Origin of the sequence: Rhodococcus sp. KRD197 (genome assembly GCF_017168235.1) — a bacterium.
In the GTDB taxonomy this organism is placed as follows: Bacteria; Actinomycetota; Actinomycetes; order Mycobacteriales; family Mycobacteriaceae; genus Rhodococcoides.
The window spans coordinates 129,983-156,276 of sequence record NZ_JABFAO010000001.1 but is presented as its reverse complement, the minus strand read 5'-3'; the positions used below and the strand labels follow the sequence as shown (position 1 = coordinate 156,276).

At 61.0% G+C, this 26,294-nt stretch carries 23 protein-coding genes, 1 tRNA gene and 1 pseudogene; 13 read left to right on the top strand and 12 right to left on the bottom strand.

From position 1 onward, the window contains the following. Positions 1-165: 165 nt before the first annotated feature. The 3 genes from J1M86_RS00710 to J1M86_RS00700 all read left to right on the top strand — a co-directional run bounded on the left by J1M86_RS00710 (position 166) and on the right by J1M86_RS00700 (position 4,282). Positions 166-2,109: a primary-amine oxidase gene (locus J1M86_RS00710; RefSeq protein WP_206508339.1), complete on the top strand. Its 1,944-nt coding sequence runs from the start codon at positions 166-168 to the stop codon at positions 2,107-2,109. A gap of 101 nt (positions 2,110-2,210) precedes the next feature. Next, complete coding sequence (gene eat, locus J1M86_RS00705) at positions 2,211-3,593, top strand: ethanolamine permease (protein WP_241259451.1); 1,383 nt, start codon at positions 2,211-2,213, stop codon at positions 3,591-3,593. Positions 3,594-3,757: 164 nt separating this feature from the next. Next, positions 3,758-4,282 (top strand): hypothetical protein, encoded by a 525-nt coding sequence (locus J1M86_RS00700; RefSeq protein WP_075839848.1) that lies wholly within the window; start codon positions 3,758-3,760, stop codon positions 4,280-4,282. 79 nt (positions 4,283-4,361) lie between these two features. On the opposite strand, the gene J1M86_RS00695 is transcribed toward J1M86_RS00700, so the two are convergent. The 7 genes from J1M86_RS00695 to J1M86_RS00665 form a co-directional block, all read right to left on the bottom strand. Next, positions 4,362-5,669, bottom strand: coding sequence for an ArgE/DapE family deacylase (locus J1M86_RS00695; protein ID WP_206508335.1), 1,308 nt, complete (start codon positions 5,667-5,669; stop codon positions 4,362-4,364). Positions 5,670-5,792: 123 nt separating this feature from the next. Further along, complete coding sequence (locus J1M86_RS00690) at positions 5,793-7,412, bottom strand: AMP-binding protein (protein WP_307786492.1); 1,620 nt, start codon at positions 7,410-7,412, stop codon at positions 5,793-5,795. Positions 7,413-7,532: 120 nt separating this feature from the next. After that, entirely contained in the window at positions 7,533-9,140 is a 1,608-nt protein-coding gene (gene gcvPB, locus J1M86_RS00685) for an aminomethyl-transferring glycine dehydrogenase subunit GcvPB (protein WP_206508331.1), read from the bottom strand. After that, positions 9,137-10,540, bottom strand: coding sequence for an aminomethyl-transferring glycine dehydrogenase subunit GcvPA (gene gcvPA, locus J1M86_RS00680; RefSeq protein ID WP_075839868.1), 1,404 nt, complete (start codon positions 10,538-10,540; stop codon positions 9,137-9,139). The genes gcvPB and gcvPA overlap by 4 nt, the downstream gene beginning before the upstream one ends. 35 nt (positions 10,541-10,575) lie before the next feature. After that, on the bottom strand, positions 10,576-11,685 hold the full coding sequence (locus J1M86_RS00675) for an ATP-NAD kinase family protein (RefSeq protein ID WP_307786505.1): 1,110 nt from the start codon (positions 11,683-11,685) through the stop codon (positions 10,576-10,578). Between the two features lie 162 nt (positions 11,686-11,847). Further along, positions 11,848-12,654 carry an SDR family NAD(P)-dependent oxidoreductase gene (locus tag J1M86_RS00670; protein WP_206508329.1) on the bottom strand — a complete coding sequence of 269 codons (807 nt, stop codon included), beginning with the start codon at positions 12,652-12,654 and terminating at the stop codon, positions 11,848-11,850. 294 nt (positions 12,655-12,948) lie between these two features. Beyond that, on the bottom strand, positions 12,949-14,322 hold the full coding sequence (locus J1M86_RS00665; RefSeq protein WP_307786491.1) for an APC family permease: 1,374 nt from the start codon (positions 14,320-14,322) through the stop codon (positions 12,949-12,951). A 402-nt stretch (positions 14,323-14,724) separates the two neighbouring features. On the opposite strand from J1M86_RS00665, the gene J1M86_RS00660 reads away from it, so the two are divergent. Continuing rightward, positions 14,725-15,657, top strand: a complete 933-nt coding sequence (locus J1M86_RS00660; RefSeq protein ID WP_075839845.1) for a LysR substrate-binding domain-containing protein — start codon at positions 14,725-14,727, stop codon at positions 15,655-15,657. A 203-nt stretch (positions 15,658-15,860) separates the two neighbouring features. Here the strand turns inward: J1M86_RS00660 and J1M86_RS00655 are convergent, their stop codons facing one another. Further along, positions 15,861-16,925 carry a maleylacetate reductase gene (locus J1M86_RS00655; protein ID WP_206508325.1) on the bottom strand — a complete coding sequence of 355 codons (1,065 nt, stop codon included), beginning with the start codon at positions 16,923-16,925 and terminating at the stop codon, positions 15,861-15,863. Next, a complete protein-coding gene (locus tag J1M86_RS00650) occupies positions 16,915-17,424 on the bottom strand; it encodes a hypothetical protein (RefSeq protein WP_206508323.1) in 510 nt (169 codons plus the stop codon). The genes J1M86_RS00655 and J1M86_RS00650 overlap by 11 nt, the downstream gene beginning before the upstream one ends. A gap of 62 nt (positions 17,425-17,486) precedes the next feature. Here J1M86_RS00650 and J1M86_RS26180 point away from each other — a divergent pair. The 3 genes and pseudogenes from J1M86_RS26180 to J1M86_RS26170 form a co-directional block, all read left to right on the top strand. After that, a pseudogene (locus tag J1M86_RS26180) lies at positions 17,487-17,645 on the top strand (AraC family transcriptional regulator); the annotation flags it as partial. Between the two features lie 2 nt (positions 17,646-17,647). Continuing rightward, positions 17,648-18,181, top strand: coding sequence for a hypothetical protein (locus J1M86_RS26175; protein ID WP_075839844.1), 534 nt, complete (start codon positions 17,648-17,650; stop codon positions 18,179-18,181). Further along, complete coding sequence (locus J1M86_RS26170) at positions 18,178-18,372, top strand: helix-turn-helix domain-containing protein (RefSeq protein WP_241259387.1); 195 nt, start codon at positions 18,178-18,180, stop codon at positions 18,370-18,372. The genes J1M86_RS26175 and J1M86_RS26170 overlap by 4 nt, the downstream gene beginning before the upstream one ends. 61 nt (positions 18,373-18,433) lie before the next feature. Here the strand turns inward: J1M86_RS26170 and J1M86_RS00640 are convergent, their stop codons facing one another. Continuing rightward, complete coding sequence (locus tag J1M86_RS00640) at positions 18,434-19,108, bottom strand: TetR/AcrR family transcriptional regulator (RefSeq protein ID WP_206508321.1); 675 nt, start codon at positions 19,106-19,108, stop codon at positions 18,434-18,436. Between the two features lie 156 nt (positions 19,109-19,264). On the opposite strand from J1M86_RS00640, the gene J1M86_RS00635 reads away from it, so the two are divergent. The 6 genes from J1M86_RS00635 (at position 19,265) to J1M86_RS00610 (ending at position 25,595) form a co-directional block, all read left to right on the top strand. Continuing rightward, entirely contained in the window at positions 19,265-20,467 is a 1,203-nt protein-coding gene (locus J1M86_RS00635) for a cytochrome P450 (protein ID WP_206508319.1), read from the top strand. Beyond that, the gene (locus tag J1M86_RS00630; RefSeq protein ID WP_068376494.1) at positions 20,464-20,661 is read left to right on the top strand and encodes a ferredoxin; all 198 of its coding nucleotides are present in this window, start codon (positions 20,464-20,466) and stop codon (positions 20,659-20,661) included. The genes J1M86_RS00635 and J1M86_RS00630 overlap by 4 nt, the downstream gene beginning before the upstream one ends. Continuing rightward, a complete protein-coding gene (locus J1M86_RS00625; RefSeq protein WP_206508317.1) occupies positions 20,658-21,800 on the top strand; it encodes an NAD(P)/FAD-dependent oxidoreductase in 1,143 nt (380 codons plus the stop codon). Before J1M86_RS00630 ends, J1M86_RS00625 begins: the two co-directional genes overlap by 4 nt. A 578-nt stretch (positions 21,801-22,378) precedes the next feature. Then, entirely contained in the window at positions 22,379-24,010 is a 1,632-nt protein-coding gene (locus J1M86_RS00620; RefSeq protein WP_206508315.1) for an FAD-dependent monooxygenase, read from the top strand. Next, the gene (locus tag J1M86_RS00615) at positions 24,010-24,321 is read left to right on the top strand and encodes a WhiB family transcriptional regulator (protein WP_206508311.1); all 312 of its coding nucleotides are present in this window, start codon (positions 24,010-24,012) and stop codon (positions 24,319-24,321) included. Before J1M86_RS00620 ends, J1M86_RS00615 begins: the two co-directional genes overlap by 1 nt. 20 nt (positions 24,322-24,341) lie before the next feature. Continuing rightward, positions 24,342-25,595, top strand: a complete 1,254-nt coding sequence (locus J1M86_RS00610) for an MCE family protein (RefSeq protein ID WP_206508309.1) — start codon at positions 24,342-24,344, stop codon at positions 25,593-25,595. 311 nt (positions 25,596-25,906) lie between these two features. Here J1M86_RS00610 and J1M86_RS00605 read toward each other — a convergent pair. Together J1M86_RS00605 and J1M86_RS00600 are read right to left on the bottom strand one after the other, a co-directional pair. After that, positions 25,907-25,980: transfer RNA gene (locus tag J1M86_RS00605), tRNA-Lys, on the bottom strand. Positions 25,981-26,069: 89 nt separating this feature from the next. After that, on the bottom strand, positions 26,070-26,291 hold the full coding sequence (locus tag J1M86_RS00600; RefSeq protein WP_075839837.1) for a DUF3618 domain-containing protein: 222 nt from the start codon (positions 26,289-26,291) through the stop codon (positions 26,070-26,072). Positions 26,292-26,294 lie beyond the last annotated feature (3 nt).

Genomic DNA, 26,294 nt, shown 5'->3' with positions numbered 1-26,294 from the left:
ACAGCCGATCACTTCACCACGTATCGAAACCGTGATTACGCAGATCCCCCACTGATCGCTTCATGATGGGCCGGCGGCCGTGCCGACCGTAAACGCCCGCCACCATCGAGGCCTTCGTCGTGATGTCGACGCGTGGACGATCTATCCCCAAGGAGCGAGGCACGCATGTCTATTCAGGAAATCGATCGCACAGCCGCGACAGCGAGAACCCATCCGCTCGATCCTCTCAGCCGGAATGAAGTCCGTGCGGCGGTGTCAGTGCTGAAAAGCACACAGGCCCAATCCGACAGCTTCAGGTTCGTGCAGGTGGAGTTGAAAGAACCCACGAAAAGGGCACTGCGTGGCGACTTGTCGCAGATCCGCCGCGAGGCAAGCGCAGTACTGATCGACCGGTCTACGGGATGCGGTTACGAAGCGACCATCGACCTCGAAAACGAAAGCGTCGAGCGGTGGGTGGAACTGCCGAAAGGCGTTCAACCGCCGATCATGCTCGACGAGTTCGAGGAATGCGAGGTCAATTGCAAACGGGACCCCCGCGTCGTCGAAGCTCTGGCCGCGCGCGGGCTGACCGACCTGGATCTGGTCTGCATAGAGCCGTGGTCGGCAGGCTATTTCGGCAAGGACGACCAGGGTCGCCGCCTGATGCGCGCCCTCGTGTTCACCCGCCTGGACGCCAATGACAGCCCGTACGCGCACCCGGCCGAAGGATTGATCATCATCTATGACCTCAATAGCGGTGAGGTTGTGGAAGTAGAGGACAACGGCCTGATCCCGGTCCCCCGACACACCGGCAACTATCTGCCCCAGCATGTCGGACCAGCACGTACCGACATCAAGCCCCTCGAGATCACCTCCCCCCACGGCCGCTCGTTCCAGGTCGAGGGCCAGCACGTGACCTGGGGTGACTGGAGTTTTCGTGTCGGCTTCACGCCTCGCGAGGGCTTGGTACTGCACCAACTGAAGTTCCGGGACGGTGGCGCGGATCGATCGGTCATCAACCGCGCCTCGCTTGTGGAAATGGTTGTGCCCTATGGGGACCCGTCTCCAGTTCAGCACAAGAAGAACGCCTTCGACGCCGGTGAGTACAACATCGGCGCTCTGGCCAATTCCCTTGCGCTCGGTTGCGACTGTCTCGGTGAGATCCAGTATTTCGACGGCATCGTCACTGACAGTCACGGAAACCCGTTGACGATCGAGAACGCGATCTGCATGCACGAAGAAGACGACTCGATCATGTGGAAGCACTACGACTACCGACAGGACACCGCCGAAGTTCGGCGTTCACGAAAGCTGATCATTTCCTTCATAGCCACCGTCGCCAATTACGAGTACGGCTTCTACTGGCACCTCTACCTAGACGGCACCATCGAGTTCCTCGTCAAGGCCACCGGGATCCTCTCCACTGCAGGCCAGCAACCGGGCACCAAATCGCTGTACGGGCAAACCCTCAACAACGACGGCCTCTACGCCCCCATCCACCAGCACATCTTCAACGTGCGGATGGACTTCGAACTCGACGGCACCAAGAACGCTGTGTACGAGGTCGATACAGTCGTACCCGAAGTCAACGACACCCAGAACATCTTCTACACCGTTGACCGCCTTCTCGAACGAGAACAAGACGCAGTACGACGCGCCGACGCCGACAAGCACCGATTCTGGAAGATCGTCAACCATGAACAACGCAACATCGTCGACGAACCGGTTGCGTACCGACTCCAGCCCACCGACGCAATTACGTTGTCCGCCACTCCGGACTCCTGGGTGGCCAAGCGAGCAGGGTTCGCCACCAACAACTTCTGGGTCACCGCATACGAAGAGGACGAACGCTTTCCGGCGGGGGAATACCCGAACCAGTCCCGCGGCGGCGACGGCCTACCCGCATATATCGCGGGCAACCGAAGTATCGTCGACGAAGACATCGTGGTCTGGTACACCTTCGGCATGCATCACGTGGTGCGCCTCGAAGACTGGCCGGTCATGCCGCGACAGCACGTCGGGTTCATCCTCCAACCCCACGGATTCTTCGATCAGAACCCCACCCTGAACCTGCCTCGTCCCGAGCAGAAGACCGAGGGCGCGCATTGCGGATGCGAGGACCACGCGTGAGCACACATCCGCACGCTGCCTCCGGTCATCCCGCGCAGTCGGGCACGACCGGTGCCCACGCCGCAGGTGGAGTCGACTACGACAACGTCGCCGACGACTACATGCTCCGTCGCCAACTCCGTCGCGGCACCGCCGGGCCCGTCCTGCTGATCGGACTCGGCGTGGGCTACGTCGTCGCGGGTGACTACGCCGGTTGGAACTTCGGAATCGGGTACGCCGGCTGGGGTGGCATGCTCATCGCGGTTGGGCTCATGGGCTTGATGTACACCGCGATGTGTCTGGCACTGGCAGAGATGGCTTCGATCATCCCCACCGCTGGTGGCGGTTACGGCTTCGCCCGTCGCGCGATGGGGCCCTGGGGCGGCTTCCTGACCGGTACAGCGGTGCTCCTCGAATTCGTGCTTGCCCCGGCCGCAGTGGTCACTTTCATCGGCGCGTACATGGACACTCTCTTCGGGATCAGCGGTCCGCTGGTGTACGCGGTGTTCTACATCGCATTCATAGGTTTGCACCTGTACGGCGTCTCACAAGTGCTCAAGCTGATGTTCGGTATCGCCATCGTCGCAGTGATCGGATTGCTGGCCTTCTCGATAGGAATGATCCCGCACTTCGATGTCAGCAACCTCGTCGATATCGCCCCGACCGACGCTGTGGGCGCCAGCAGCTTCCTCCCGTTCGGCATCGTCGGGGTCTGGGCTGCATTGCCCTACGCGATGTGGTTCTTCCTCGCAGTCGAAGGTGTGCCCCTCGCGTCCGAGGAGGCCCGCAACCCGGTGCACGACGTCCCCAAAGGACTGATCGGTGGTGTGCTGGTGCTGCTCACCCTTGCCGCACTGTTGCTGACCCTCGGCCCCGGCGGTTCGGGAGCATCGAATCTGCAGGACTCCGACAATCCATTGATCGACGCTATGGAAACCGCGAACGGCGGCAGTACCTGGCTGAGCCAGTTCGTCAACGTCATCGGTCTGGTGGGTCTGGTGTCGAGCTTCTTCACCATCACCTATGCCTACTCGCGGCAGACGTTCGCACTTTCGCGGGCCGGCTACCTGCCCAAGGTGTTGTCGCTGACCAACGGCCGCAAGATCCCGTTCTTGGCACTCATCGTGCCCGGAGTGATCGGTTTCATCCTGTCTCTCACCAGCTCTGGGGACCTGCTCATCTTGATCTCGGTGTTCGGGGCCACCGTCTCGTACATACTGATGATGATCTCGCACATCGTCTTGCGGGTTCGGGAACCGAACTTGCACCGCCCCTACCGAACCCCCGGTGGGATGCTCACCTCCGGAATCGCTCTGGTTCTTGCAGTCGCCGCCCTCGCCGCCGGGTTCATGGTCGAACCCTCGGTGGTGTTGTATGCGGCCGCCGCGTACGCAGTGATGATCGCCTACTTCGCGTTCTACAGCCGACACCATCTCGTCGCGAAGGCACCAGAAGAAGAATTCGCGGCTCTCGAAGCGGCCGAATCAGAACTCGACAACCGATGATCGCGGTCCGGTCCGCTTCGAAAGACAATGCGGACCGGACCGTCTACTCCCTCTCCGCACGACTGTCGCGCAACCCGAATGCCGAACCCCAACGGCACCGCCCTCTTCGTTCCCGGTATGGCCCAGCTCGACCACGGTCAACCTGGACACCAAAGGAGTGTTCTATGGCCACTACCACCGCAGACGCCGCCGGTTGGCGGCCGACGGTGCCGGCAAATCCCGTGCGAGCGAACGCCGCTGGGAAAGTCGCCGCACTTCTAGCACTCGTGTGCGTGGCCGCGCATATCCCGGTACTGCTCACCCATCTCGCCCTCTTCCCCGGCACCAGCCTGCTGATGCTCGCACTCGCCGTCGCCTGTGTGGCCTGCGCCAGGCATCTGTGGACAAAGCCCACCATCCGCGACTGGTCCACGGCGGGTGTACTTGCCGCTGGCATGCTTGTTCTGCACGCAATGCTGATGTTCTCGATGACTCACACCGAAACCACAAGCGGTGCCGAATCTGCAAGTGCCACCGGCCATCATCATGGTCCAGCCGCCCGGCCAACAGAGACCGCGTCCATGCTGGACGGACCGGTCGAGGTTCTGTTTTTCGCCGCAAGCGCGCTCGCGCTGATTCAGGTTGCGATGGCGACGATAGTTGTCCTGCCAGTCACCTTGCGGCGCCCACGTGCGCCCCGGGCTACATGAAGACTGCGGGTTGACCGCAGCTATGTCCGCCCGCGTTCCGAGAGTGTTCTCGTTCAGCTCGACGAGGCTGCCGGCACGGTCACCGCACACCACACCAATCGAGTGCTGTGAGAGCCAAACTCTTCGTCGCGGAAATGATTTCGTCCACATCACAGTATTCGTTCGGCTTGTGGGCGTTTGCCAGATGGCCCGGCCCGTAATTCACAACCGGGATATCTGTTCGGGCAATCCATGTCGCATCGCAGGCGGCGGGAAACGCTTCGACTATTGCAGTGAGGCCGGTCCCCTGTTCGTGAGCGCTACCGAGAGTTCGGACGATTTCGTGATCATTTTGGGTGCTGAATCCTGGAAACTCGACCAGCCACTCGTAGGTGGGTGGGTGATCCGTCAACCAGGGATCCAAGGAGACCGACCGGTTGACGAAACTCTCGATCTCGAGCTTCACCGCATCGGCGTCGTCCTCCGGTGGATACCACACGATGAAATCGATTTCACAGTACTCGGCGAAGACAAATGGAATGTCGATGTCTTTCCCACGTCCATGAATCGTTCCGGGCATGACGACGAAGTGCCCTGGTTTGAACAGCGGGCGTTGCTTGCCCAGCCCCCATTGCTCTTCGATCCCGTACAGCGCTTGCAGGACCAAGTAGCCTTTGTCGATCGCGTTCACGCCCGCACGTGCACCGGCCCCGCCGGCCCGTATCAGCTCGCGGCGAAGCCCTGGATGCCCGGCGAGTCCCTCGACTCGGACTCGACCCCACAACAAGCTCGCAGCGGTTGGATTGATCGTCAGCGGAGAATCAAAACTAGCGGATGGCTCGACGACTATTGCCGCGTCCGCTGTGTATCCGTGTTCCAGCACGCAACCTGTCCCGACTTCGTGCTCGCCAAGTTCTTCGCCTGCCACGGAATGAACGACGAGGTCGCCGGCCAGGTCGATACCCGACGTTCGGATCGCTTCGATCGCACTGAATGCGGCAACCACTCCGCTCTTCATGTCGCTTGCCCCTCGGCCGTGTATTCGGCCGGAAGCTACCTTCGCGACGAAGGGGTCACCAGTCCACGTATCGAGGTTTCCGGCCGGCACGACGTCGATGTGGCCGTTGAGCAACAGCGACCGCCCAGTGCCGCCGCCCTTCACGACACCCGCGAGGTTCTCGCGTTTCGCAACGCTCTTGACCAACTGGGAGCTGTCGAACAGATAGCCGAATCTGTCGCGGAGCAAGAGGTTCGCCTCGGATTCCTGACCGAGATAGTCTTCGGGTCGCACGCCAGGATAATTCGGATTCACACTGGGGACCTCGACCAATCGTTTCACGTCGTCGACAATCCGTTCGCGTGAGCCCTCGATCGCTGCGAGTACCCGACGAACTGCATCTTCTGTCATGTCCGCGTCCTTTCGAGATTGATGTGCTCGCTGAGCGATTAGCGAGTGGATTCTGCAACGGTCGGTCGTCGGACCCACCGATTCGCAGTCCTCTGTATGGGTAGATGGATTAGGTGGAAAGCATCAGCCTCGGATCCGCTCTCGCTCTCCACTCCATTCGCGGTCGCGCAACTCGTTCTTGCGAGTCTTCCCGGTCGAGGTCTTCGGTAACTCGGATAGAAATACAATCTCTCGTGGCGCTTTGAAGGCTGCAATGTGGTCTCGTACGTACTGTGTCAGATCGGAATCCGAGATCGTGGAATCTGTTCTGAGAACTACGAACGCTTTGGGTCGCTCTCCCCATTTCGTGTCCGGTACGCCGATCACGGCGACGTCCAACACCGACGGATGGGACATGAGAACCTGCTCGACTTCGATCGTAGAGATGTTCTCGCCGCCGGAAATGACGATGTCTTTGGCACGGTCCATGAGCTGTATATAGCTATCCGGGTGCATGACTCCCAGGTCACCAGAGTGGAACCAGCCCCCGGAAAAGGCCTCTACGGTGGCCCCGTCGTCGCCGAAATACCCTTTCATGACGATGTTTCCGCGCATCACGATCTCGCCCATCTCGATACCGTCGCTGGCGACGTCGATGAGTTCGCCATGCGGACCGCGTCCAGCGCGGACCACCCGCACTGGGCCGGTGGCGAGCATTCCCACTCCCTGACGCGCCAGCAGCCTCGCCAGCGTGTCCTCATCGAGCGCGGACCACTCTGCCTGGGGTTCGCAGACTGCACACGGGCCGTACGTCTCGGTCAGGCCGTACACGTGCACTATCTCGGCGCCGAGTGCTCTGACTGCCCGGATGGTGGTCGGGCTGGGTGGAGCTCCTGCGGTAGTGATAGTCAGGCTGCGGTCGAGTGGATGCGCCGCTTCGGCAGTGGCGAGCGTCGTGAGAACAGTCGGTGCACCACTCATGTGGTCGATCTTCTCGCTGTCGATGAGTGACCACATCGCGTCACCGCGAACCGCACGGATACATACGTGAGTTCCGGATGCGGCAGTGACCGCCCAAGGCCCGCACCAGCCGTTGCAATGGAACATCGGCAAAGTCCACAGGTATTTGGTGTCAGTGTCGAAGTGCTGATGGTGAATCTGACTGAGAGAATTGAGGTACGCGCCGCGATGGGTGTACATCACTCCTTTCGGACGACCGGTGGTACCCGACGTGTAGTTGATCGAGATCGTTCGGGTCTCGTCGTCGACCTCCCACGGCAAATGCTCTTCGGCCCCGCGTTCCATGAGTGCTGCATAGGTGATGTGAGACTGCTCGGTGTCCACGTAACCACCGTCCTGCTGCGGCAGTTGAACTTTCTCCCGCACTGTCAGCAGGGAAGTATTCTGCAGCTGTTCGAGCAAGTCGACTTCACCGAGGAGAAGAACAGCCTCGGAATGGTTGCATATGTACTCGATTTCCGGTGGCGACAGTCGTGTGTTGATTGCGACCAGTACGCCGCCGATAAGCGGAACTGCATAGTGTGCCGCCAGCAATTCGGCCGAATTGGTTGCCAGATAGGCAACTCGGTCACCGGGTCCGACTCCTGACCCGCGCAGACCATGCGCAAGACGTGTCGCTATGGACGCGAGGTCGGAATACGATATGCGCCGCTTGCCGTCGACGATTGCGGTCTTGTTGGGATGTACCTGGGCCGAGCGCTCGAGAAATTTCAGAGGCGTTATCGGCGTGTCCAGTCCTGTCACGAAGGCTCCTTCCATACGAAACGGTGTGATCATTGTCGTTGCGAGTCAGCGCGTTCAGTCGATCACTGTTCACTGGTCAACGTCCGAGCACGCGCGCAAGGCTTCTGAACGTCCGTTGCTCTAATGCAGACTTGCTAATTCGGTGCGCTCGACAGCCGTCGACCGGAACTGCTTCGACTGGATCCGTGCGGGCGTTCGCTGAAAGGCGCGCCAGGTCATCGCGCGAGTACTTGGGTCGTCGGTGACGCCCGGCTTCAATCGATGGATTGCCTGGTTATGTGGTGAGGATTTCACGATTTCAGGATTCGAATAAGCTTCATCCGAAATTTGGGCGAGTACTGCAATCCATCGATCCAAGGACTCTTTTCCATACATCTCGCCTGCCTCGGGCGTGAAAGGCTCAGGTATCAGCCATGGTTCGTGGCTGGTCCACATCGCGTCGATTCCGAAGTCAGTCATACGGTTTTGCACGTCGTGCACGTCGACACCGGTGTCTTCTTTGAGAGTCTGCATGCTGTAACGCGTCATTTCGAGGCGAGGGCTCGTACTCTCTGGGTGCGACCGAGTCACCCCTCGGATTGCGAGTAGCCCCTTCTCCATGTAGTTGTTCCCCAAGACGGAGATGTCGGACGCTTGGGCTATCCCCTCGGCGCCCATTGCTCGCACCCATGCGTACGCCTTGAGAATCACAGGCACGTTGCCCCAGAACTCGCGTATCTTGCCGACACTGTTCGGGCGGTCGGCATCGAGGTGGTAGCGCTCACCGTCGAAGGTGACAAGCGGGGCGGGCAGGAACGGGGCGAGCTCAGCCGAACACCCGTAGGCGCCGGTGGCGGGCCCTCCGACGCCGCTCTTGGGTGCGCCAAAGGTTTTGTGAAGCATGAACATACATGCATCGAAGCCTATTTCGCGGGGTCGAATCTTCGACATTGTTCCATTGAAATTGGCGCTGTCGTAGAAACAAAGGCCGCCGGCTTCGTGGACGATCTCCACCCACTCCTTCATCTCCGGGTTGTAGACGCCCATGTCATCGGGATTGCCGACCATCAAGGCGGCGGTCCGATTCGACACAGCAGCCTTCAGCGCATCAAGGGACGGGTAGCCGTTCTCGTCGAGCATCAACGTAATCACCTTGAAGCCTGCGGCGGCAGCCGTCGCGGCGTTGCAGGGGTGAGTTTGGATAGTTGTGATGATTTCGTTTCGCTGTTCCAGCTCACCCCGAGAGGCATGGTATGCACGAGTGACCGAGGCGTTGACGAAAGCCGCTTCCGCCCCTCCGCCAGCTTGAAACACGAACTGGTCCATCCCTGAGAGCTCACGCAGGATGAGATCCATCCCGTGCACAATTTCCAGTGTTCCCTGGAGCGTGTCCTCGTGCTGCAGCGGATGTACCTCGGTGACTTCCGGCCGCCAGGCAAGCGCCTCGTTGACCTGCGGGTTGTATTTCATCGTGCATGTTCCGAACAGACTGACACCCATCATTCCCAACGTTTGTTGTGACAAGCGCAGGTAGTGGTACAGGACCTCGGGCTCGGACATCTCGGGCAACGCCGGACGGTCGCGTCGGCGGACAGCAGTGGGGATCAGGTCGACCGCTGCGCCAACCCGTGCTTCGATGCCTTCCTCGGCCTGCGCGATCACCGCACCCCGACGGCCGGGGTAACCCATTTCCATGATGACCGGTTCGTTCCAAACCGGGGCCTGAATTTCGTTGACCCTAGTACTCATTGTGCAATCACCTTTCCGAGAGCGCCCACCAGACGATCGATATCAGATTTCGTATGAATTTCTGTGACGCAATAGAGTGCGCTGGCACCTAACTCGGGGAACTCCGATGTCAGATTTTTCCCACCGAAGATCCCACTGTCCAACAATGCAGCGTTGATCTCATCGACGGTCTTTCCCGTGTCATCGAAGTTGACGACGAACTCTTTGAAAAATCCCGACGGGAAGGCGACACGTATCCCCTCGATCTCGGACAACAACTGGGCCGCATAGTGCGAGCGCTGCAGGATCGTCCCCCCGATGTCCTCGAACCCTTGGGGACCCATCAACGCCATGTACGTGGTGGCAGCGATGGCCCACATGTACACCGAATGACCGGTCCAGTCGTTTCCTTTGTCTCGCAAACCATAGGAGGATTGCTCGAAGAGACTCAGACCGAATCCGTACTCCCCCGTTTTGATCGTTTCGGCAATACTGATGAACAAAGTGGGGTACTGATGAGCGTAGCGATCTTCGTCGCGTGAGGCGATGAAACCACCGACTCCTCCGCCAGTGTGCATGTGAACGCCAAGCGGTTGAATTGTTCCGACAACGATGTCCGCGCCGAAGTCCACTGGAGATGAAAGAACGCCCAGTGAAATGGGATCGACACCGACGATCGTCTCCGCGCCCGCGGCACGCGCAATAGCCGCGATCTCGGCCCCTTGCTGCTCGATTACGCCGAGATAGGATGGCGTCTCGAAATAGACCGCCGCAGTCTGCTCACCGACTGCTGCCCGGAGATCGTCCAGGTCGATTAGTCCGCTGGCAGGATCGTAGTCGACCAACCGGACTCCGATGTGGCTCTCCATCTCCGTCGGTTCACAGTAATTGCGGATGACGGACAACCGCTCTGGATCGATCGCACGGACAACCGCGACTTCAGCGCGTCGAGTAATCCGGGCAGCCATTCGCAGGGCATGGCCCGCAGCAGAACCCCAACTCCGGACAGGTAGCCCCACCAGATCGAGTTCGAGCAGCTCACCCAGTTGGCTGCAGAACTCGAACCATGCTTGATTGCGGCCGTGATCCGAGCTGGGCTCGCCGAAGACCGAGGTAAGCCATTCGTTTCGGCGAACCACCTCGTCGCACGCCGCGGGCACGTGGTGTTGCCACAGCCCTGCCCCAAGGAAGTTCAAGTTTTGCTCGCACGTTCGGTTCTTCGCGAGGATGTTCACGATATGCCGTCGCAGTTCAGCTTCACCGAGCGCCGGCGGCAGATCGAGTTTCCGAGTCGTGCGATGGTCGGTGGGTATTTGCTGAAAGAGCTCCTCGATGGTGGCAACGCCTATCGCCTCGAGCATCTCCTGTTGAAGCTCGGGCACGGAATTCGCCATGTACGGATGTGCTGCGGAGTTGATCATCGATGCCACCTTATGTCTCATCTCATTGCCTAGTTTCATGACGCGACCTTGTAAATGACGCTGCGATCTTCGCCCGTCCGAACCTTGATATGACCGGCAAGCCTCTCGTCCAATTCGACGTCGCCGGTGTCGACACGGAGCGGCTCACCGCCCAGCGCAATCAATTTCTCGATAGACGAAAGAACGACAATATTCTCGGGCCCAGCATGGCGAATTATTTTCGGGCTGATTTGCTGGTTGCCGCGCCCGAACAGGCTGCCTTGGCCGCCGAGAACGCCGACGACTATTCGACTCTCTCGGCCACTCATCAATCGAAGTAGCGTACTTTCATCGACGTCGATTCCGATCAGCTTACGGTCGAGAACGGCATCGACGCCCAAGAGGGTCGAGTGCAGATTCAACGCACAGGCAATGCGTTGTGTAGTCGTTCCTGGGCCAAGAACATACAGACACTCGGGCCGCATCTCTCGCGCCAGCTGGTGAGCAGCAGCATCCATATCTTGCTCGCTCCCAGGCCGCGAGCCAGACTTCGCGTTCTGGACGAGATGACGCTCGAAAGGGCTGCGCGCATAACCGTAGAGGCGCGCGGACACTCTGTCGTTGCGAATCGCCGCCTCGTCGAGGTCCATGATCTCTGCCTCGCGTAGCCTGGCCGCAGGATTTCGGGTCAAGTACAGTCCAGCTAGTCGGCCGGCATTCGCAGGGTTCGTGCCGAACACTGCCGAGTGCATCTTCACACCGGCAGGCACTCCGATCACGGGGACACGATCGCCGACGGACGAATACACATCCCGTGCAGTGCCATCGCCACCGACGAAGAGGATCAGGTCAACCCGGAGAGCGGACATGATGACCGCGGTTGCGCGAGTGTCGGCAGCGGTTGAGCAATCAGCCCGCAGTTCGTACACGACTTCCGGCGTCAGACCTGCTGCGCGCGCCGCATCTTCACCCATTTCGGCAGGACCGGTGACAAGTCGGAAGGCTACTGCGGTCGTGGCGAGTTGCGCCAAGGCCAGGCTGGCTCGAGCTTGCGCAGCCGGCCGGGCGCCACGGGATTGTGCTTCGCGGAGTATGTCGGCTCCGTCGGTACCCTTGAGACCCACGGTGCCGCCCATCCCCGCCACCGGGTTGATGATCAGGCCCACGGTGGGCGGTGTCGCGTCCTCATCACCTGCGCAGACTACATGCACGTCGATCTCCTATCAGAAAGCCGCACAACGCGATCGATTGCTACGGTGCGAATCGGAGCGCGGTGAAGACAATAGTTGCCGATCCAATGGAGTGGGTCGGTGCCGGCAGGCGGTCACTCAAAGGACCAGTTCACCAGGCCCCTTGTATTCTTGGATCATGTTTCCGCCATCGACGGTGATCAGTTGACCGGTGACGTACGAAGACTCTTCAGATGCGAGAAAGCCAACAAGAGCACCGATTTCGCGAGGTTCCCCGCTTCGCCCAAGCGGGGTGTTTTCGCCGCCGGTGCGCATTCCGGGAGTCAACGCTGCGGTGTTGACGTATCCGGGCGCGATCGCATTCGCTGTGATTCCGAACTGGCCGTTCTCCAGTGCGATCGACTTGGTGAGTCCGACAACACCTGCTTTGGCTGCTGCGTAGGCGCCCAGGCCAGCGATAGCGCCGACAGGCCCGGTCACCGACGAGAAGTTGACTATTCTGCCGTATCTCCTTTTGATCATGTGCGGCAAAACCGCACGTACACAATTGAATTGAGTGGTGAGATTGATGGCGAGGGTTCGCTCCCAAGACTCGATCGAGGTCGTGGCAAGTATCGGCACATCGAAGTCGACATCGTCACCCTTCTTTGCCCGAGCTGCAATCCCTGCAAGATTCACCAAGCCGTCGATGACGCCGGCTTCTTTCACGACCTGGTCGATCAAGGCGGCAACATCCACATGATTCGTCAGATCTACAGTGTTGGACCGGACATCGAACCCCTCGCGCTCGAGATCATCTCGGCGCTCGTGGACCTGCTCGGAGATGTCCACCAGCGTCAGCAGTGCACCCTTTTGCGCCAGCACCCGGGCGCTCCCGAAACCGATGCCTCGACGATCGGCGACGCCGGTGATGACGATATTTCTGTTCTCCAACTGGCCGGTCATGGTGTTCTCTTTCTGTAGAACGATGCCACTCGCCAATTCGGTGAGCAGAAGATGGCGTGCAAGCGTGCAACGAAGTCTCGGAGGTGGCCGTATTGGTTCATCAGATGCGACACCCTTGCGGAGTCCGCATCACATCCGTTGTAGCTCTGATTCTGTCGGAGTTCTTGCGACGAGAGAAACAACGAGTCCATCCGGATTCACGCACTTTTGTTGTGGATTGGTGTGATCGGATTGGCGTTGCATGCCCCGATTTCTGAGTCCCGTTGTGGCTTCAGCAAGCCGAGTAACTGGCCACTACAGATTTCTCGCCGCAGACCTGCCTAACAACGCGCTTGCTGCTCCACCGACGAATGCGATGGCCAGCACCGCGATCAATGCCACGGCTACGCCGTAGCCGCCGACCAGCAACGGAAAATTCCTGACTACCAAGAATACGAGTCCCCCGAACGCCACCAGAGACACAGTGGGCGCAAGGAACGTCGTCAGCCACGATCCTCGTTCGTGTCCACGGAAGAACACTATGACCGCCAACGAGGTCAGAGCCATCAACACGATGATTCCCAGAGTCGCTGCGCCGGAGAACCACGTGTAAAGATCGAGCACAGGGTCCAACCCCAGCACGACGGACCCTGCAATAGCGAGCAAGCAGTACATGGTGACAACCAGAGATGCTCGCGACGGTGCGTAATGGCGGGGATGGGCTCGACCCAACGCTGCGGGAAGCAGACCTGCCGCGCCGAAGTTGAATGTGAACCGAGCGAGCACGTTGTGGAAAGTCAAGAAGCAGCCGAACAGACTTATCAAGACAAGAATCTGAACGGCGTCCTGCCCGAAGACCCCTAGGAACGTCCATGCGAGTTCGGTGATCAGGGTCTGTGGGGACTCGGTTGCTTTCGCGACGAGACTGTTGGGGCCGGTACCTACCGCGACAGCGAAAAGACTGAATGCGTAGAACAATCCGATGGCGATGATGGACACGGAGGTCGCTCGGGGAATTGTTCGGTGCGGATTGCGCGCCTCGCTCCGGAAAATAACGGTGGCCTCGAAGCCCACGAAACCGAAGAAGGCGAACATTAGGCCGAGCGACGGTGTGCCTTCGTTGAAATGGAGTGGGTTCAGGGGCGATGTGGTAAATCCCTCGGGCCCGCCACGGAACACCATGACGAAATCGAGCACCAACATGATCGCGACTTCGAGCACAAGCGAAACGCCGAGAACCTTGGTACTCAACGCGATGTCGCGGTATGCCAACACACCAGTAATGAACAGCCACAACGTGCTCCACGCCCACCACGGAATCACGGCACCGGCGAAGTACTCGACGGCACTTGCTGTCGAAGCGCCCAGATATCCTACGAGCGCGACGAACAGCAGCGCATACGACACCAGCGCCAGTGTCGCCGCCCCCCGTCCGAAGACGTGGCCCAGACCTGCACGAATGAAGTCGTAGAATGCGTTGGCGTCTGTGACTTCATGGGCCATTCGAGTGAAGCCGACGGCGAACACAGCCAAAGCCAGCGCCGCGACAACGAAGAACAAGGGTGACACAGGACTTTCGCTGGCACTGACCACAACTGGAAACACCGCTACTGCGGCGGCAAGCGGGGCAGCACCGGCAGCGACCAGGAATACGACACCTCGGACGCCGATGCCCCTGCCGATAGGCACGTGGTCGGTGCTGGTACCAACACCAACGACTGAGCCAGAAGATGTGGAGGACGATTGTTGAGACATAGCTGCCTACCTGACGTGGTGGTCATTCTCGCCGATCGGGCGAGTGCGAGATGATGATTGGGGTCCAATCGATTCAGTCGTCGAGCACCGCACACGCGTTGGACGTGCGTGGTCCCGAACGCAGCGCCTTCCAGTCGTCGGCGAAAGGTGACGCTCCTTCACAATCGAATCGATAGACCCGCAGAGATGCGCGTCACATTCGATGTGAGTGTGCCGCAGGACGCAGCGTCGAGGGAAACAGAATTCTCGCTCCAATTTACGCCGATCTGTTGTGAATCGGCGACGGGCGGTCCATGATGAGTTGCGTCGCAGTTGCAGAGACCGAAAGCGAGTTCGATGGACGTTCATACGCGTCGTTTACGGCACTTCGTGGCGGTGGCAGAAGCCCTTCACTTCACCCGTGCAGCAGAGACTCTCTACGTTTCGCAGCAGGGTTTGAGTCGCAGCATCACCGAACTCGAACACGATGTAGGCGTACCGCTACTCAACAGGACAACGCGAGCCGTCGAGCTGACGGACGCCGGCAAGGCCTTCCTCCGTTCAGCGCGTGAGGCCCTGGTAGTTCTGGACGCAGGTGTGGCAGACGCGCACCGAGCACACTCCAAAATGTCAGGTGTACTACGCATCGGGTTTTTCGCCGCGTCAGCACTGGAACTGACTCCGTTGATCATCTCGGAGTTCAGGAGTCGGCACCCGTCCGTCAGCCCGCGGATCGAAAGCTACGACCTCACAGATCCCTCCTGTGGTCTGCGGTCCGGAGAGACCGACGTGGCGTTCTTGCGGCTACCCATCGAACTGACCAACTTGAACACCGAGGTGTTGTTCACCGAACCGCTCGCAATAGGGATGACGAGCTCGCACCCTCTTGCTGCACAGGAATCGGTGCGTCTATCCGATTTGCAGGATCAGGTAATTTCGGCGCCGCGTACCGACGACGCACGTTGGCGCGCGTTTTGGACGCTGCGTGATCTCGGGATCGACGACGACCGTTTGCCCCGCATCAGCAGGGACACCGCAACAATGGACGAAGAACTGGACAACGTAGCAGCCGGTGTTACTTTGTCGGTTTCTGTGCCGAGCACGGACCGATTCGCACACCGGGCGTCGCTGGTGTACCGAGTGCTAGGCGAAGTGCCGGGATCGACGCTCTGCGTCGGATGGCGCGGACAACCAACTCCCCTGGTCCAAGCATTCATCGCCGTCTCGAGAAAGGTCCGCGACGAGCGCCGCGACCTCGTAACGCGAATAGAGAGCGGTAGTGCCGGCTGATGGGTACTTCCTACCCCCAGACCTTCGAAGCGCCGAGACGATTCACCGAATCCAATGTGCACAAGCCCGCATTTGAAGCCGTGGCGAACTCGTTCAAGACCTGGGCGACGCGACTGCCGTGCTCGCCGCCCACGTCTTGTTCCGCGTTATGTACACGGCGTGGAGGACGCTCTCCGAAGATGCTGCTGTAGAGGGAACTCGGGTCATGAGTACTCCTTGGCGATGACTGTCTCGAATCCACTGTCGGCCGAGGGACGTGGCGGTAGCCCTGCCCACGCCCGCTCGAGTAGGGCGTCGATTTCCGTCCCGTCGATATGTCGCGGATTGTGGTATGGGTTCGCGGTGACTTGACGCGTCACCTCAGCGATGTCGGCCTTGTCGAATCCGAGTTCGCCAAGGGAAAGTGGCATCGGCAGCGAGGTCTGTAGGTTCCGCAGTGCTGTCCACGGGTCGCCCTCCCCGAACACACCGGCAAGGGCGGTGACCATGTCGGCGGCGAACGGTGCATTGAACGCCAGCACGTGTGGGAGGACGATCGCGTGCGTCTGAGCGTGCGGCAGATCGAAGCTTCCGCCGAGAACTGCACCGCATAGCCATGCGCCGTAAAGTGCTTCACCTCGTGCCTCCAGATCGCCGGAGTGGTCGACCAGACGTGGCAGCGCGGAGGCCAGCGAGCGGGCTCCTTCACGCGCCATCATCGATACGATCGGCGACCGGTCTGGGGCGTAGAGGCCCTCGACGGCATGTGCGATCGCGTTCATCCCGCTGGTGACCGAAACCGAGACCGGAAGTCCGGTGGTCAAAGCGGGGTCGTAGACGACTGCGCGAGGCAGAACGACTCGGTCGCGACCGGTGCGCTTGACCTTGTTCTCGGTCATACCCCAGACCGGGGTCATCTCCGAAACCGCATAGGTGGTGGGGACCGCGATGATCGGTGCGCCGGTGCGTAGTGCCAGCGCTTTGGCCAAACCGATCGCCGATCCACCTCCGACCGCGAGATACCCATCGCACCCAACGGCTCGACTTCGCACCTCGCAGTCATCGACGACTCCGACAGGAACGTGCATGACAGCTTCGGCCAGCACACCGACGACCTCGGTACTCACACTCAGAGCGACCTCGTGCGCCAACGAGACCCGGTCCGGAGTACAGATGACCACGACCCTTCTGATTCCCAACTGTCGCACCTCTTCACGAAGTGGTTTCACCCCTTGCCCGAATGCCACTCGCATCGGGAGCGCGGTGTAGGTGAACGGATCAGTCGACATCCGGGACTCCGGCTTGCTCGGGGGCGAGTACCAACTTGACTGTTGCCGAAACCGTCCCGACATCGACGCCGTATCGGCGTGCGTGGTCTGCGTCGACGGTTCCGAGGGTCCCGACGAGTGGACCCTTGACGGCGAATACGGCGTCGGAGTCGAGGTAGGGGCTACCCGGAATGAAGATATGCGTCGTCAACGGCCGGTACCGGTCGGTCCGGGCGATGAAATGGATATGCGCGGGCCGGTACGGGTGTCGGTCTGTCGCTTCCAGCAGCGTTCCCACCGGGCCGTCCGTCGGAATCGGGTAGTGGCCGGAAGCGTTCGGCAGGACTTGTCCGTCGGTTCCGCGCACGACACCCGCCACCAACAGGTGAGACGGACTTCCGACCTCGTCGATCGTGTCGCCGAGTTGCCGAACGGGCGACTCCGTCATGTGGAAGGGACCGAGAACCGTGCTGTCGGTGGCCCCTACCGCATGCTGGTCGTTGAGAGTCTCGACGAGCATAGACACACCGAGTACATCGGAGAGCAGTAAACAGCGTCTTCTACCTGGCCGAAGTCGAACTCGTGGGAAACCGGCGTCGAGAAGCTCCAGCTGAATTGTCTGCGGTGCGGCTCAATCACCTCACCGTCGGACGCGCCAGGTTCAGCAGCGAAGCGCGAGTCGATCCCGGAGATCTGGGCACCTACCACGACAACGTTCCGGTCTCGGGTGAAGTTGTATCCTGGTGCGGCGACCAACAGACCGTTGCCACACCGCGACGCGCAGCGGTTTTCACCCCCCGCACGAGCAGACCGTTCTTCCGCTCTGGCAGGCCGACGCCACCCAGATCTGCATCAAGATCGATCGCGCCGCGCTCGAAAGCGAACTGGCGCAGGTGCTCGGCAGACCGGTCGACAAACATATCCGATTCGACCTGGCGATGGACTTGACGAGCCCTGCCGGAGCGCGATGGCTCTCGACGCTCTGCATCCTCCTCGATACCGTCGACGATCCGTCCAGCGCACTCAACCCGGCGCTCATGTCGCAGATCGAGCATTTCGAAAGGGCTCTCATCTCCGGACTACTGCTACAGCAGCCGCATTCGCTGACGTCGCAGCTCAATGCTCCGCCGGAAGCGAGCAATCCGCGTGCGCTACAAAGCGTCCTCGATCACATCGAGTCGTTTCCCGGGGCCCAGTACACGATCGGCGATCTTGCCGCCATCGCCGCGTCGGTGCACGCCAGCTTCAGAACCTCTTCCGGGAGCAATTCGGAATGACCCCGACGACCTACATCCGAGACATCCGCCTGGAAGGAGTGCGGCGAGACCTCCAAAAAGGCGGCGAGACAATCAAAGTCGGTGATGTTGCGTTCAGCTGCGGATTCAACCACCTGGGCCGATTCGCCAGCCACTACGAGGCCAAGTTCGGTGAGACGCCTTCTCGAACTCTGCGCAGAGCGATCGGGTAGTCCACAGCACACGGGAGTCGTACCTGCCGTCGGTGCGAATGCAGGTCGATCGACGAGCTCGTCAGTGGTCACCGCCCGCGCTGTCAGCCGGAACGACGGTTGCACGCACGTCGATGCCGTAGATTTCCGGAAGGTCGGTACTGCAGAGTCCTCGAGCCTCGCTGGCGGAGACTCCCAGAGCTCGAAGCACACGCTCCGTCGTGTCGTCGACGGTTGTTGCTTCGTCTCGCTCAGGTTGAGCGAGGAGCAGCCGCCCCATGGACAGCAGGGAACCGGCCACGATCGCGAGTGCGAGATCTGCGTCGTCCACGTCGAATCGCCCTTGGGCGAAGGCTGATTCGATATCGCGACGAGAACGCGGTGCCAAGCCTCGGGCTGCGGCGAACGCCGCAGCCTCGGAGTTGAGCAGGACGAGACTCAGTTGCGGCTCGAGGCGGAAGAGTCGTCCGGACAACCGAAAAGACTGGGTGAACTTCTCGACCGGGTCGTCCAGGTCGACGGTAAGTGAATCGAGGTAGTCGCCGATGGATTCGAGTGCTGCATCGATGGCCGCCTGCCACAGCTCCTCTTTGGATTCGAAGTAGTTGTAGAACGATCCGTTGCTGACGTCGGCGGCCTGGGTGATTTCCAGAACGGGTGCGTTGGTGTTGCCGCTGGCCAGGAAGCCTTGCGCAGCCTTGACAAGCGCGGCTTTGGTGCGAGCCTTCCGGTGCTCGATTCGGTTGCCTTCGGCCAAGGTGTGCTCCTGCTCGCGGGATGTAGGAAGGGAAGCCTATCGCGTACCGAAAATGACGAATTCGTCAAAAATGCTTGACGGGGGCGGTTCCCGTGGGTGACGATATCGTCAAACACTGGCGGGTATCGCCAGATCCGTGGCCGTCTCGAGGACTTGATGACAACGAACGTTTCGATCCCGCAGTACCGCACCGACATCTACTCGACCCAGAGCATTCTCGATCCATACCCGCATTACGCGACGCTGCGCACGCTCGGCCCCGTGGTGTGGCTCCCGCATCAGCAGGTGTTCGCGATCTCGCGTTACGCCGACTGCAAGGCGGTGTTGCTCGACGACGAGACCTTCGTCTCGGGGGACGGCGTCGCACTCAACCCGGTGGCCAACAGACTGGGCCGCGGCACGACACTCAACAGCGACGGCGACGAGCACGCAACGAAGCGCTCGGTCCTGGCTCACCGCCTGACCCCCAAGGCAGTGCGAAAGATGACCTCGGCGGTGCAGGAGAAGGCCGAGAGCATCGTCGACGCGGCCCTGCGCAAGCAGTCCGTCGACGGTGTCGACGATCTCGCGACGGCGCTGCCGATGTCGATCGTGCCCGACCTCGTGGGTTGGCCCGAGGACGGGCGTGAGGAACTCCTCCGCTGGGCGGGAGCAACATTCGACTCCCTCGGCCCCATCAACCGGCACTCGGTTGCCGCAGTCAAGGGCGCCGCCGAAATGCTGGCCTTCTCGAGGCGGGTGGTGCGAGAACGATCGGTAATTTCGGGGAGTATGGGTGACGACGTTTTGAAAGCCGCCGACGAGAACAAGATCGCCAAGTCCTCGTGCCCGGCACTGATGATCGACTACCTCGGACCCTCGCTCGACACCACCATCGGTGCGATCTCCGGTGCACTCGACCTGTTCGCTCGGCACCCCCAGCAGTGGCAGGCGATCCGGCAGAACCCGGATCTGATTCCCAATGCCGTCAACGAGGTCGTCCGGTACGAATCGCCCATCAGGGCCTTCTCGCGCCGAGCTGTGCGCGACGTCGAGATCGACGGATCACGAGTCCCGAAGGGTGCACGCGTACTGGTGATCTACGCATCGGCCAACCGCGACGAGCGGGAATGGGACAACCCCGATGCCTTCGACATCACCCGAGACGCTGCTCGTCAGCTCGGCTTCGGATCCGGCGTGCACGGTTGCGCAGGCCAGGGTCTCGCGCGCTTGGAAACGCAAACCATGCTTCGGGTGCTCGCGCGACGGGTCGAACGATTCGTGCCCGCCGGAACGCCTAAGCGGGCCGTCAACAACGTCATTCATCGATACGAACGTCTGCCACTGCACTTGGTGGCGGCAGAAGGGACACAGCTGTGAGAATCGACGTCGATTGGGATCGGTGCGAGGGCCATGGGATATGCGCCGACCAGGCACCGAAAGTGTTCAGTTTGGACGACGAAGGCGAACTGCACTACGCATTCGACAACGACGACATTCCCGACGACCTCGCGCCCTCGGCGCGGTCGGCCATCGGTGTGTGTCCGGTCGCGGCATTGAGAGAACAGGCGTGACGTCGGTCGCTCGCAGCATCGTCATCGTCGGAGATTCCATCGCCGCATGCACCGCAGCTCGTGAGCTCCGTGCTCGCGGGCACGACGGCCCACTGACCATGATCGGTGCCGATCCCGACGGTTGCTACGCAAGACCGCCGCTGTCGAAGCACGTCCTCAAAGATGGAGCGGTCAAAGCGGAAACGTGGGACCTTTCGGATCTCGACCTCACGTCGATCGTCGATCGTGTGGCCTCGGTGAATACCGAGGCCCGCACCGTTACCACCGCGCTCGGCACCGACATCTCCTACGACGCTTTGATCGTGGCCACCGGCGCGGCCGCGCGTCGCATCGCGGGTCCGGATCAATCGGGAGAGACCGTTTTGCGGACGTTCGCCGACGTCCGTGCACTGCGCCCGACATTGGACGAGGCTCGAACCGCAATCGTCGTCGGAGCCGGCTTCCTCGGGATGGAGATCGCCAGTGCCTGCGTTGCGCGCGATATCGCGGTGACCGTTGTCGATGTCGATCCTCCGCTGAAGCGGCTCCTGGGCCCTTTCCTGTCCGACGCGATCGTGGCAAGGGCCCGGGCCGCATCGGTCGAGTTCGTACAGGCTGAGAGCCCGGTCGCGTTGACCGGAGATCGCGTCGTGGGCATCGAGATTGCAGATCGAGGTCTCACTGCCGATCTGGTCGTCACGTGCGCCGGCGATGTCCCCGAGATCGGGTGGCTCGACGGCTCCGGTATCGCCGACGGGCGCGGGGTGGGTATCGACGAGCTCTGCGCGACAGCGGTTTCCGGCGTCTTCGCTGCCGGAGATGTCACCTACTCGCGAGAGGCGTCCAGCCGAGCACCGTTTTGGTCGAATGCCGTCGCACAGGGCAAAGTGGCCGCGGCATCCGCACTCGGTCTCGCGCCGACGTGCCCACCTACCGACGACTACTTCTGGACCGAGATCCTTGGGCTGTCGATCAAAGTTGTCGGTCCACTCCCTCTGCTCGGTGAGCCGGCCGTCATCGAAGGCTCCGTCGAGGACGGATCGGCGCTGCTGAAGTGGAGTCACGACGACGGCCGCACCACCATCGTTGCCTTCGGAATGAAGAAGTCCGTCGGTCTACTCAGACGGTTGGCTCGCGAGACCGCTATCCCCACCACATAAGGAAATGCTCATGAATTTCGTCTCCCCCTCCAACCTCTCTCGTCGGCTCCCCGAGGCGGTCGGACTCGCACGCGCAGCGATCGGCATCGCCCATATGGTCGCACCCACCCGAGCCAACGAATTGCTCGCCGGACCCGATGCTGCGGTCGCCACTACGCGAGCTGCCGCCCGCACCTTCGGAATTCGCGAAATCTACATCGGCGGCGGACTGTACGCCGCAACCAGGTATGCCCCGAAGGCGGTGCGCACGCTGCTTCGCGCAGGCGTGGCCGTCGACATCTGGGATACCGCAGCCTTCGCTCTCACCGCGCACTTGCCCCAGAGGACGCGGGTGGCCGGCTGCGCCATCGCCGGTGGCTTCGTGATTGCCGGTGCCCTCGCGGACGTGCAACTCGCCCGACAGGTGCGGACAACCTCTACCCTCGGCTCGAACTGTCGGTGGCAATCGGTTCCGACTCCGCTGGCACCTGCACGTATCGGCGGAAATGCGCCTATTGCGTCCCCTCCCTGGAGAGTCGCCGGCGTCCACTCGGACACCGCCATTGCGGACCCGTACAGATCACTCAGAAGGAATGCGCATGATCAGCAACAACATTCGTCCGCTCCGAGACGTCGATGTCGATGTCGTCATCATCGGGTTGGGTCCGACCGGAGCGACGGCTGCGAATCTTCTAGGACAGCGGGGCATCACCACTGCGGTGATCGAACGCGACATCTCGATCTATCCGCGCCAACGAGCCATAGCCTCCGACGAGGACGCGCATCGTGTCTGGCAGGGGCTAGGCTTGTTCGACGAGATGCTGGCCACCATGTCCGCTGACGTCCGCGTGCATTTCAAGCACGGCGGCAAGACGTTTCTGTCGATGTTCTCGGCAGAGAGTCGCGATCAGGGCGTGCCGGGTATGGCTTACTACCATCAACCCGAACTCGAGCGCGTACTGCGCGAGGGAATCACCCGGTTCCCCACTGTCACAGTTAGATCGGGCTTCGAAGCCGTCGGCCTCAGCCAGGATTCCGACTCGGTCACCATCACCCTGCGTCCTGTCGACGGCGGTGACGACCAGCTGATCAGGTCGCGCTATGTGATCGCCGCCGACGGTGGCTCGAGCGCGATACGCAAGTTGCTCGGTATCGCTCTGCCGGGCAAACACATCGAAGAACCGTGGTTCGATATTCAACTGCGAGCGTGGTACGACCTTCCAGCCGATGCTCCGTTGGATTTCACTTTCATTTCCGACCCCCGGCGGCCTGGTGTGGACTGCCCGTGTCCGATGGGCTACCACCGTGTCGAGTATCGGGTCAACAAGGGTGAAACAGTGGAGCAATTGCAGACCGAGGCAGGCCTTCGTGGTCTGCTGGCCGAACGCGGAATCGACTACGACCAGGTCGAGATATTCCGTAGCTGGGGTTACACCTTCCATATCAGGCAAGCTGAACGGTGGAGCAAAGGGCGGGTTTTCTTGGCCGGGGATGCCGCGCACATCATGCCGCCGTTCGCCGGACAGGGCGTGTCGTCCGGTGTACGTGATACCGCGAATCTCTGCTGGAAGCTCGATGCAGTGCTCAATGGTAGCGCCGATGCGGAACTACTGCAGACATACGAATCCGAGCGCCGACTCAATGTCGAACAGCTGACCAACTTTTCGCTACGCATCGGCCGCATCGTGATGCTCGAGAACGAGGCCGCAGCACGGGTACGCGATGGTCTCTTCGTGGCAGCGTCGAAAGTGCCAGGTGTATCGCGTCTGCTCGCGGGCAATGGGCTCAAGCCGTTGTACAAACTCGGCACCAAGGGCGGGTTCTTCGGTATCGCTCCATTGCGACGTAGTCCACGCGGAACCTTCATCAAACAGCCGTGGGTGGTTGGATCGGACCTCACGCCCGTGCGCCTGGACGTCGTGCTCGACAACAAATGGACCTGGGTCGGGTTCCCTTCGGCACCGATCCCAAGACAGCTGGCCAGGGCCGGAGTTGCCGAGGTGAAGCTCGAATATGCGTCGGCGATTGCCAGCCACAAGGTAGGCGCGGGCCATTTCGTGGACAGCGAAGGTGTGCTCGAGCGGCAGATGCGCCGTGCCCGCGCCGACGGCTTTCTTGTCCGGCCCGACCGGTTCATCTACTGCAGCGACCGCGAGTTCGCCCCGGGAGATCACCGCAGGGTGGCCGCGGCCGTGGTGGGTGGACTGCACGTAGCTGAGAACCGGGCCTGATGCTCACCGGGCGAGATCAACCGCGCATCGCCGAAGCACCCGAAGATGGGTCGTGGCGCATGCGCGGTGCCTGTCGCCAACTACCCAGTGACATCTTCTTTCCCCCGCCCGGGAATCATCGGTTTCGATTGGAACGGCAGGCCAAAACGATCTGCGCACACTGCCCCGTCCTCATGCAGTGCCGAAGCTACGCCATCGCACACCAAGAACCACACGGTATCTGGGGCGGCCTGACGGCCAGCGAGCGAAGCCGGACGGCACGCGCAGTCCTGCGCGGTAGATCGCGACCAACACTCAGAAAGACAGACTGATATTCGATGGGGATGACGCTGTGGCCACTCGACTGGTAAGGATTCAGCTGATCGCATTCGTGGTCGTCGCGGTAGTCGGCATCGTCTATGTCGGCGGCACATACGTCCGAATCGACAACCTTCTCGGTTTCGGGCAATACCGCGTGACTGCGGAGTTCGCAGACTCGGGCGGAATCTTCTCCAACGCGGAGGTCACCTACCGGGGTGTGCCCGTCGGGACCGTCGGCACCTTGTCGCTGACCCGCGACGGTATCGATGTGGAGCTGTTGCTCGACAAAGGAGGCCCGGGCATTCCTACCTCGGCGCTGGCCGTGGTGGCGAATCGATCGGCCATCGGCGAGCAGTACGTCGATCTACAGCCCGCAAACAGCGACGGACCGTTCCTCGCGGAGGGTGCGATCATTGCTCCCGCGGACACTCGAACGCCCGTACCGGTCGAGAACGTATTGGCCAGCACCGATCAGCTCATCAAGACCATCCCATTGGACAACCTCACTACAACGGTCAGGGAACTCGGAGCGGCGTTCGATGGCAAGGCAGAAGATCTTCAGGTTCTCGTGGACTCACTCGGCACTTTGTCGGAAACAGCAGAGGAAGCACTACCCGAGACGCTCGGACTCATCCGGGACAGTCGAACAGTGCTCGACACCCAGTCCGAGCAGTCGTCGGCGATCGGACAGTTCAGCGCAGACCTGAATGTTCTTACGGCACAACTGCGCAGCAGCGACCCCGATGTTCGGCGCCTGATCGGGACCGGCACGGATGCAAGCGACCAGATCGGCGCACTCGTTGCCGACGGCGGTCCGGCCCTGACCACGAACCTGAACAATATCGATTCTGTCACCTCGCTGTACGCCCCAAAGGCGTTCGCTCTCAGGCCTTTGCTTATCTTCTTGCCGTCCATATCATCGGCCGCGCACACCCTCGTCCAAGGCGACGGCTCCATCCACCTCAGCTTTGCTGGTTTGGAAGTCAACAACCCGCCGCCGTGCACCATCGGGTACGAAGCGTCGCAATCGATCCTGGATGCGGAGCAGGCGAAGAACCCGAACTTCGATCCCACCCGAGAGGACTACCCGTTGAACTTGGAAGCGAACTGTCTGACGCCTCAGGGAAGCGTCACCGGTGTCCGTAGTTCCAGCCGCATCGTGTACGCAGATCCAGAAACGCCGCAACCGTGGGACAACAAGCCGAAGGTGGATCCGGACAAGCTCAACCTAAATCCCATTGCCACGCAACTCGCACCCCTGATCGGGGTCACTCCGCGTAGGTAGCGGGCCAAAGCGCAGCCGCGATTGCCGAGAAGGCCGCGTTCAGGAGTACCGCAAAGGCGACTCACCGCCCCTCACGCTTGGCTTCCGTCTTTCGCTGCCTATGGGCCGCGCTGGCGCCGGGAACAAGATGCAACTCGGTCACGCCAACACCAGGGTCACCAACTTCGTCCAGCGAGTTACCGGCGCACCCGATTCAACCGGGCGACTCGACTCTTGGCACCAAGAGATGAGTTAAGGGTGGATCGCAGCAAGTCCGGAGAAACCAAAACACCCCACCGCCAGCTTTACGCTGGTGACGGGGTGTTTCTGGGTGCGCCATCAGGGATTCGAACCCCGGACCCGCTGATTAAGAGTCAGCTGCTCTAACCAACTGAGCTAATGGCGCCGATCCGCACCGCGGTCACTTCTGCGGTGCGGGAGAAACTTTAACAGGATCGACAGCCAGATGTGAAATCGGCTGGTCGGGCCTGGTTTCTAGTTGAAAAACCTGCGGACGATCAGTACTGCGACGACTGCCCCGACACCGATGAGGGTGTACTTGACCGGCGGTTCGTTCATCTTCGCCAGCAGCGACTGCTTCGTGTTCTCGGCGATGCGCTTGGGGCTGGCTCGAACGCTGAGCTCGTCGAGGGTGCTCGCGAGCTGGTTGCGAGCGGCCTCGATCTCGCGTTCGATCCTGTCGGTGTCCCTGGCCACGTG

What these genes read in the sequence shown, in the direction of transcription:
- J1M86_RS00650 (WP_206508323.1), bottom strand. Translation starts at nt 17,424, where the DNA reads ATGCTCGTCGAGACTCTCAACGACCAGCATGCGGTAGGGGCCACCGAC.
- J1M86_RS00660 (WP_075839845.1), top strand. Translation starts at nt 14,725, where the DNA reads ATGGACGTTCATACGCGTCGTTTACGGCACTTCGTGGCGGTGGCAGAA.
- J1M86_RS00710 (WP_206508339.1), top strand. Translation starts at nt 166, where the DNA reads ATGTCTATTCAGGAAATCGATCGCACAGCCGCGACAGCGAGAACCCAT.
- J1M86_RS00615 (WP_206508311.1), top strand. Translation starts at nt 24,010, where the DNA reads ATGCTCACCGGGCGAGATCAACCGCGCATCGCCGAAGCACCCGAAGAT.
- J1M86_RS00670 (WP_206508329.1), bottom strand. Translation starts at nt 12,654, where the DNA reads ATGACCGGCCAGTTGGAGAACAGAAATATCGTCATCACCGGCGTCGCC.
- J1M86_RS00635 (WP_206508319.1), top strand. Translation starts at nt 19,265, where the DNA reads ATGACAACGAACGTTTCGATCCCGCAGTACCGCACCGACATCTACTCG.
- eat (WP_241259451.1), top strand. Translation starts at nt 2,211, where the DNA reads ATGCTCCGTCGCCAACTCCGTCGCGGCACCGCCGGGCCCGTCCTGCTG.
- J1M86_RS00700 (WP_075839848.1), top strand. Translation starts at nt 3,758, where the DNA reads ATGGCCACTACCACCGCAGACGCCGCCGGTTGGCGGCCGACGGTGCCG.
- gcvPB (WP_206508331.1), bottom strand. Translation starts at nt 9,140, where the DNA reads ATGAGTACTAGGGTCAACGAAATTCAGGCCCCGGTTTGGAACGAACCG.
- J1M86_RS26170 (WP_241259387.1), top strand. Translation starts at nt 18,178, where the DNA reads ATGACCCCGACGACCTACATCCGAGACATCCGCCTGGAAGGAGTGCGG.
- J1M86_RS00620 (WP_206508315.1), top strand. Translation starts at nt 22,379, where the DNA reads ATGATCAGCAACAACATTCGTCCGCTCCGAGACGTCGATGTCGATGTC.
- J1M86_RS00655 (WP_206508325.1), bottom strand. Translation starts at nt 16,925, where the DNA reads ATGTCGACTGATCCGTTCACCTACACCGCGCTCCCGATGCGAGTGGCA.
- J1M86_RS00695 (WP_206508335.1), bottom strand. Translation starts at nt 5,669, where the DNA reads ATGACAGAAGATGCAGTTCGTCGGGTACTCGCAGCGATCGAGGGCTCA.
- gcvPA (WP_075839868.1), bottom strand. Translation starts at nt 10,540, where the DNA reads ATGATCAACTCCGCAGCACATCCGTACATGGCGAATTCCGTGCCCGAG.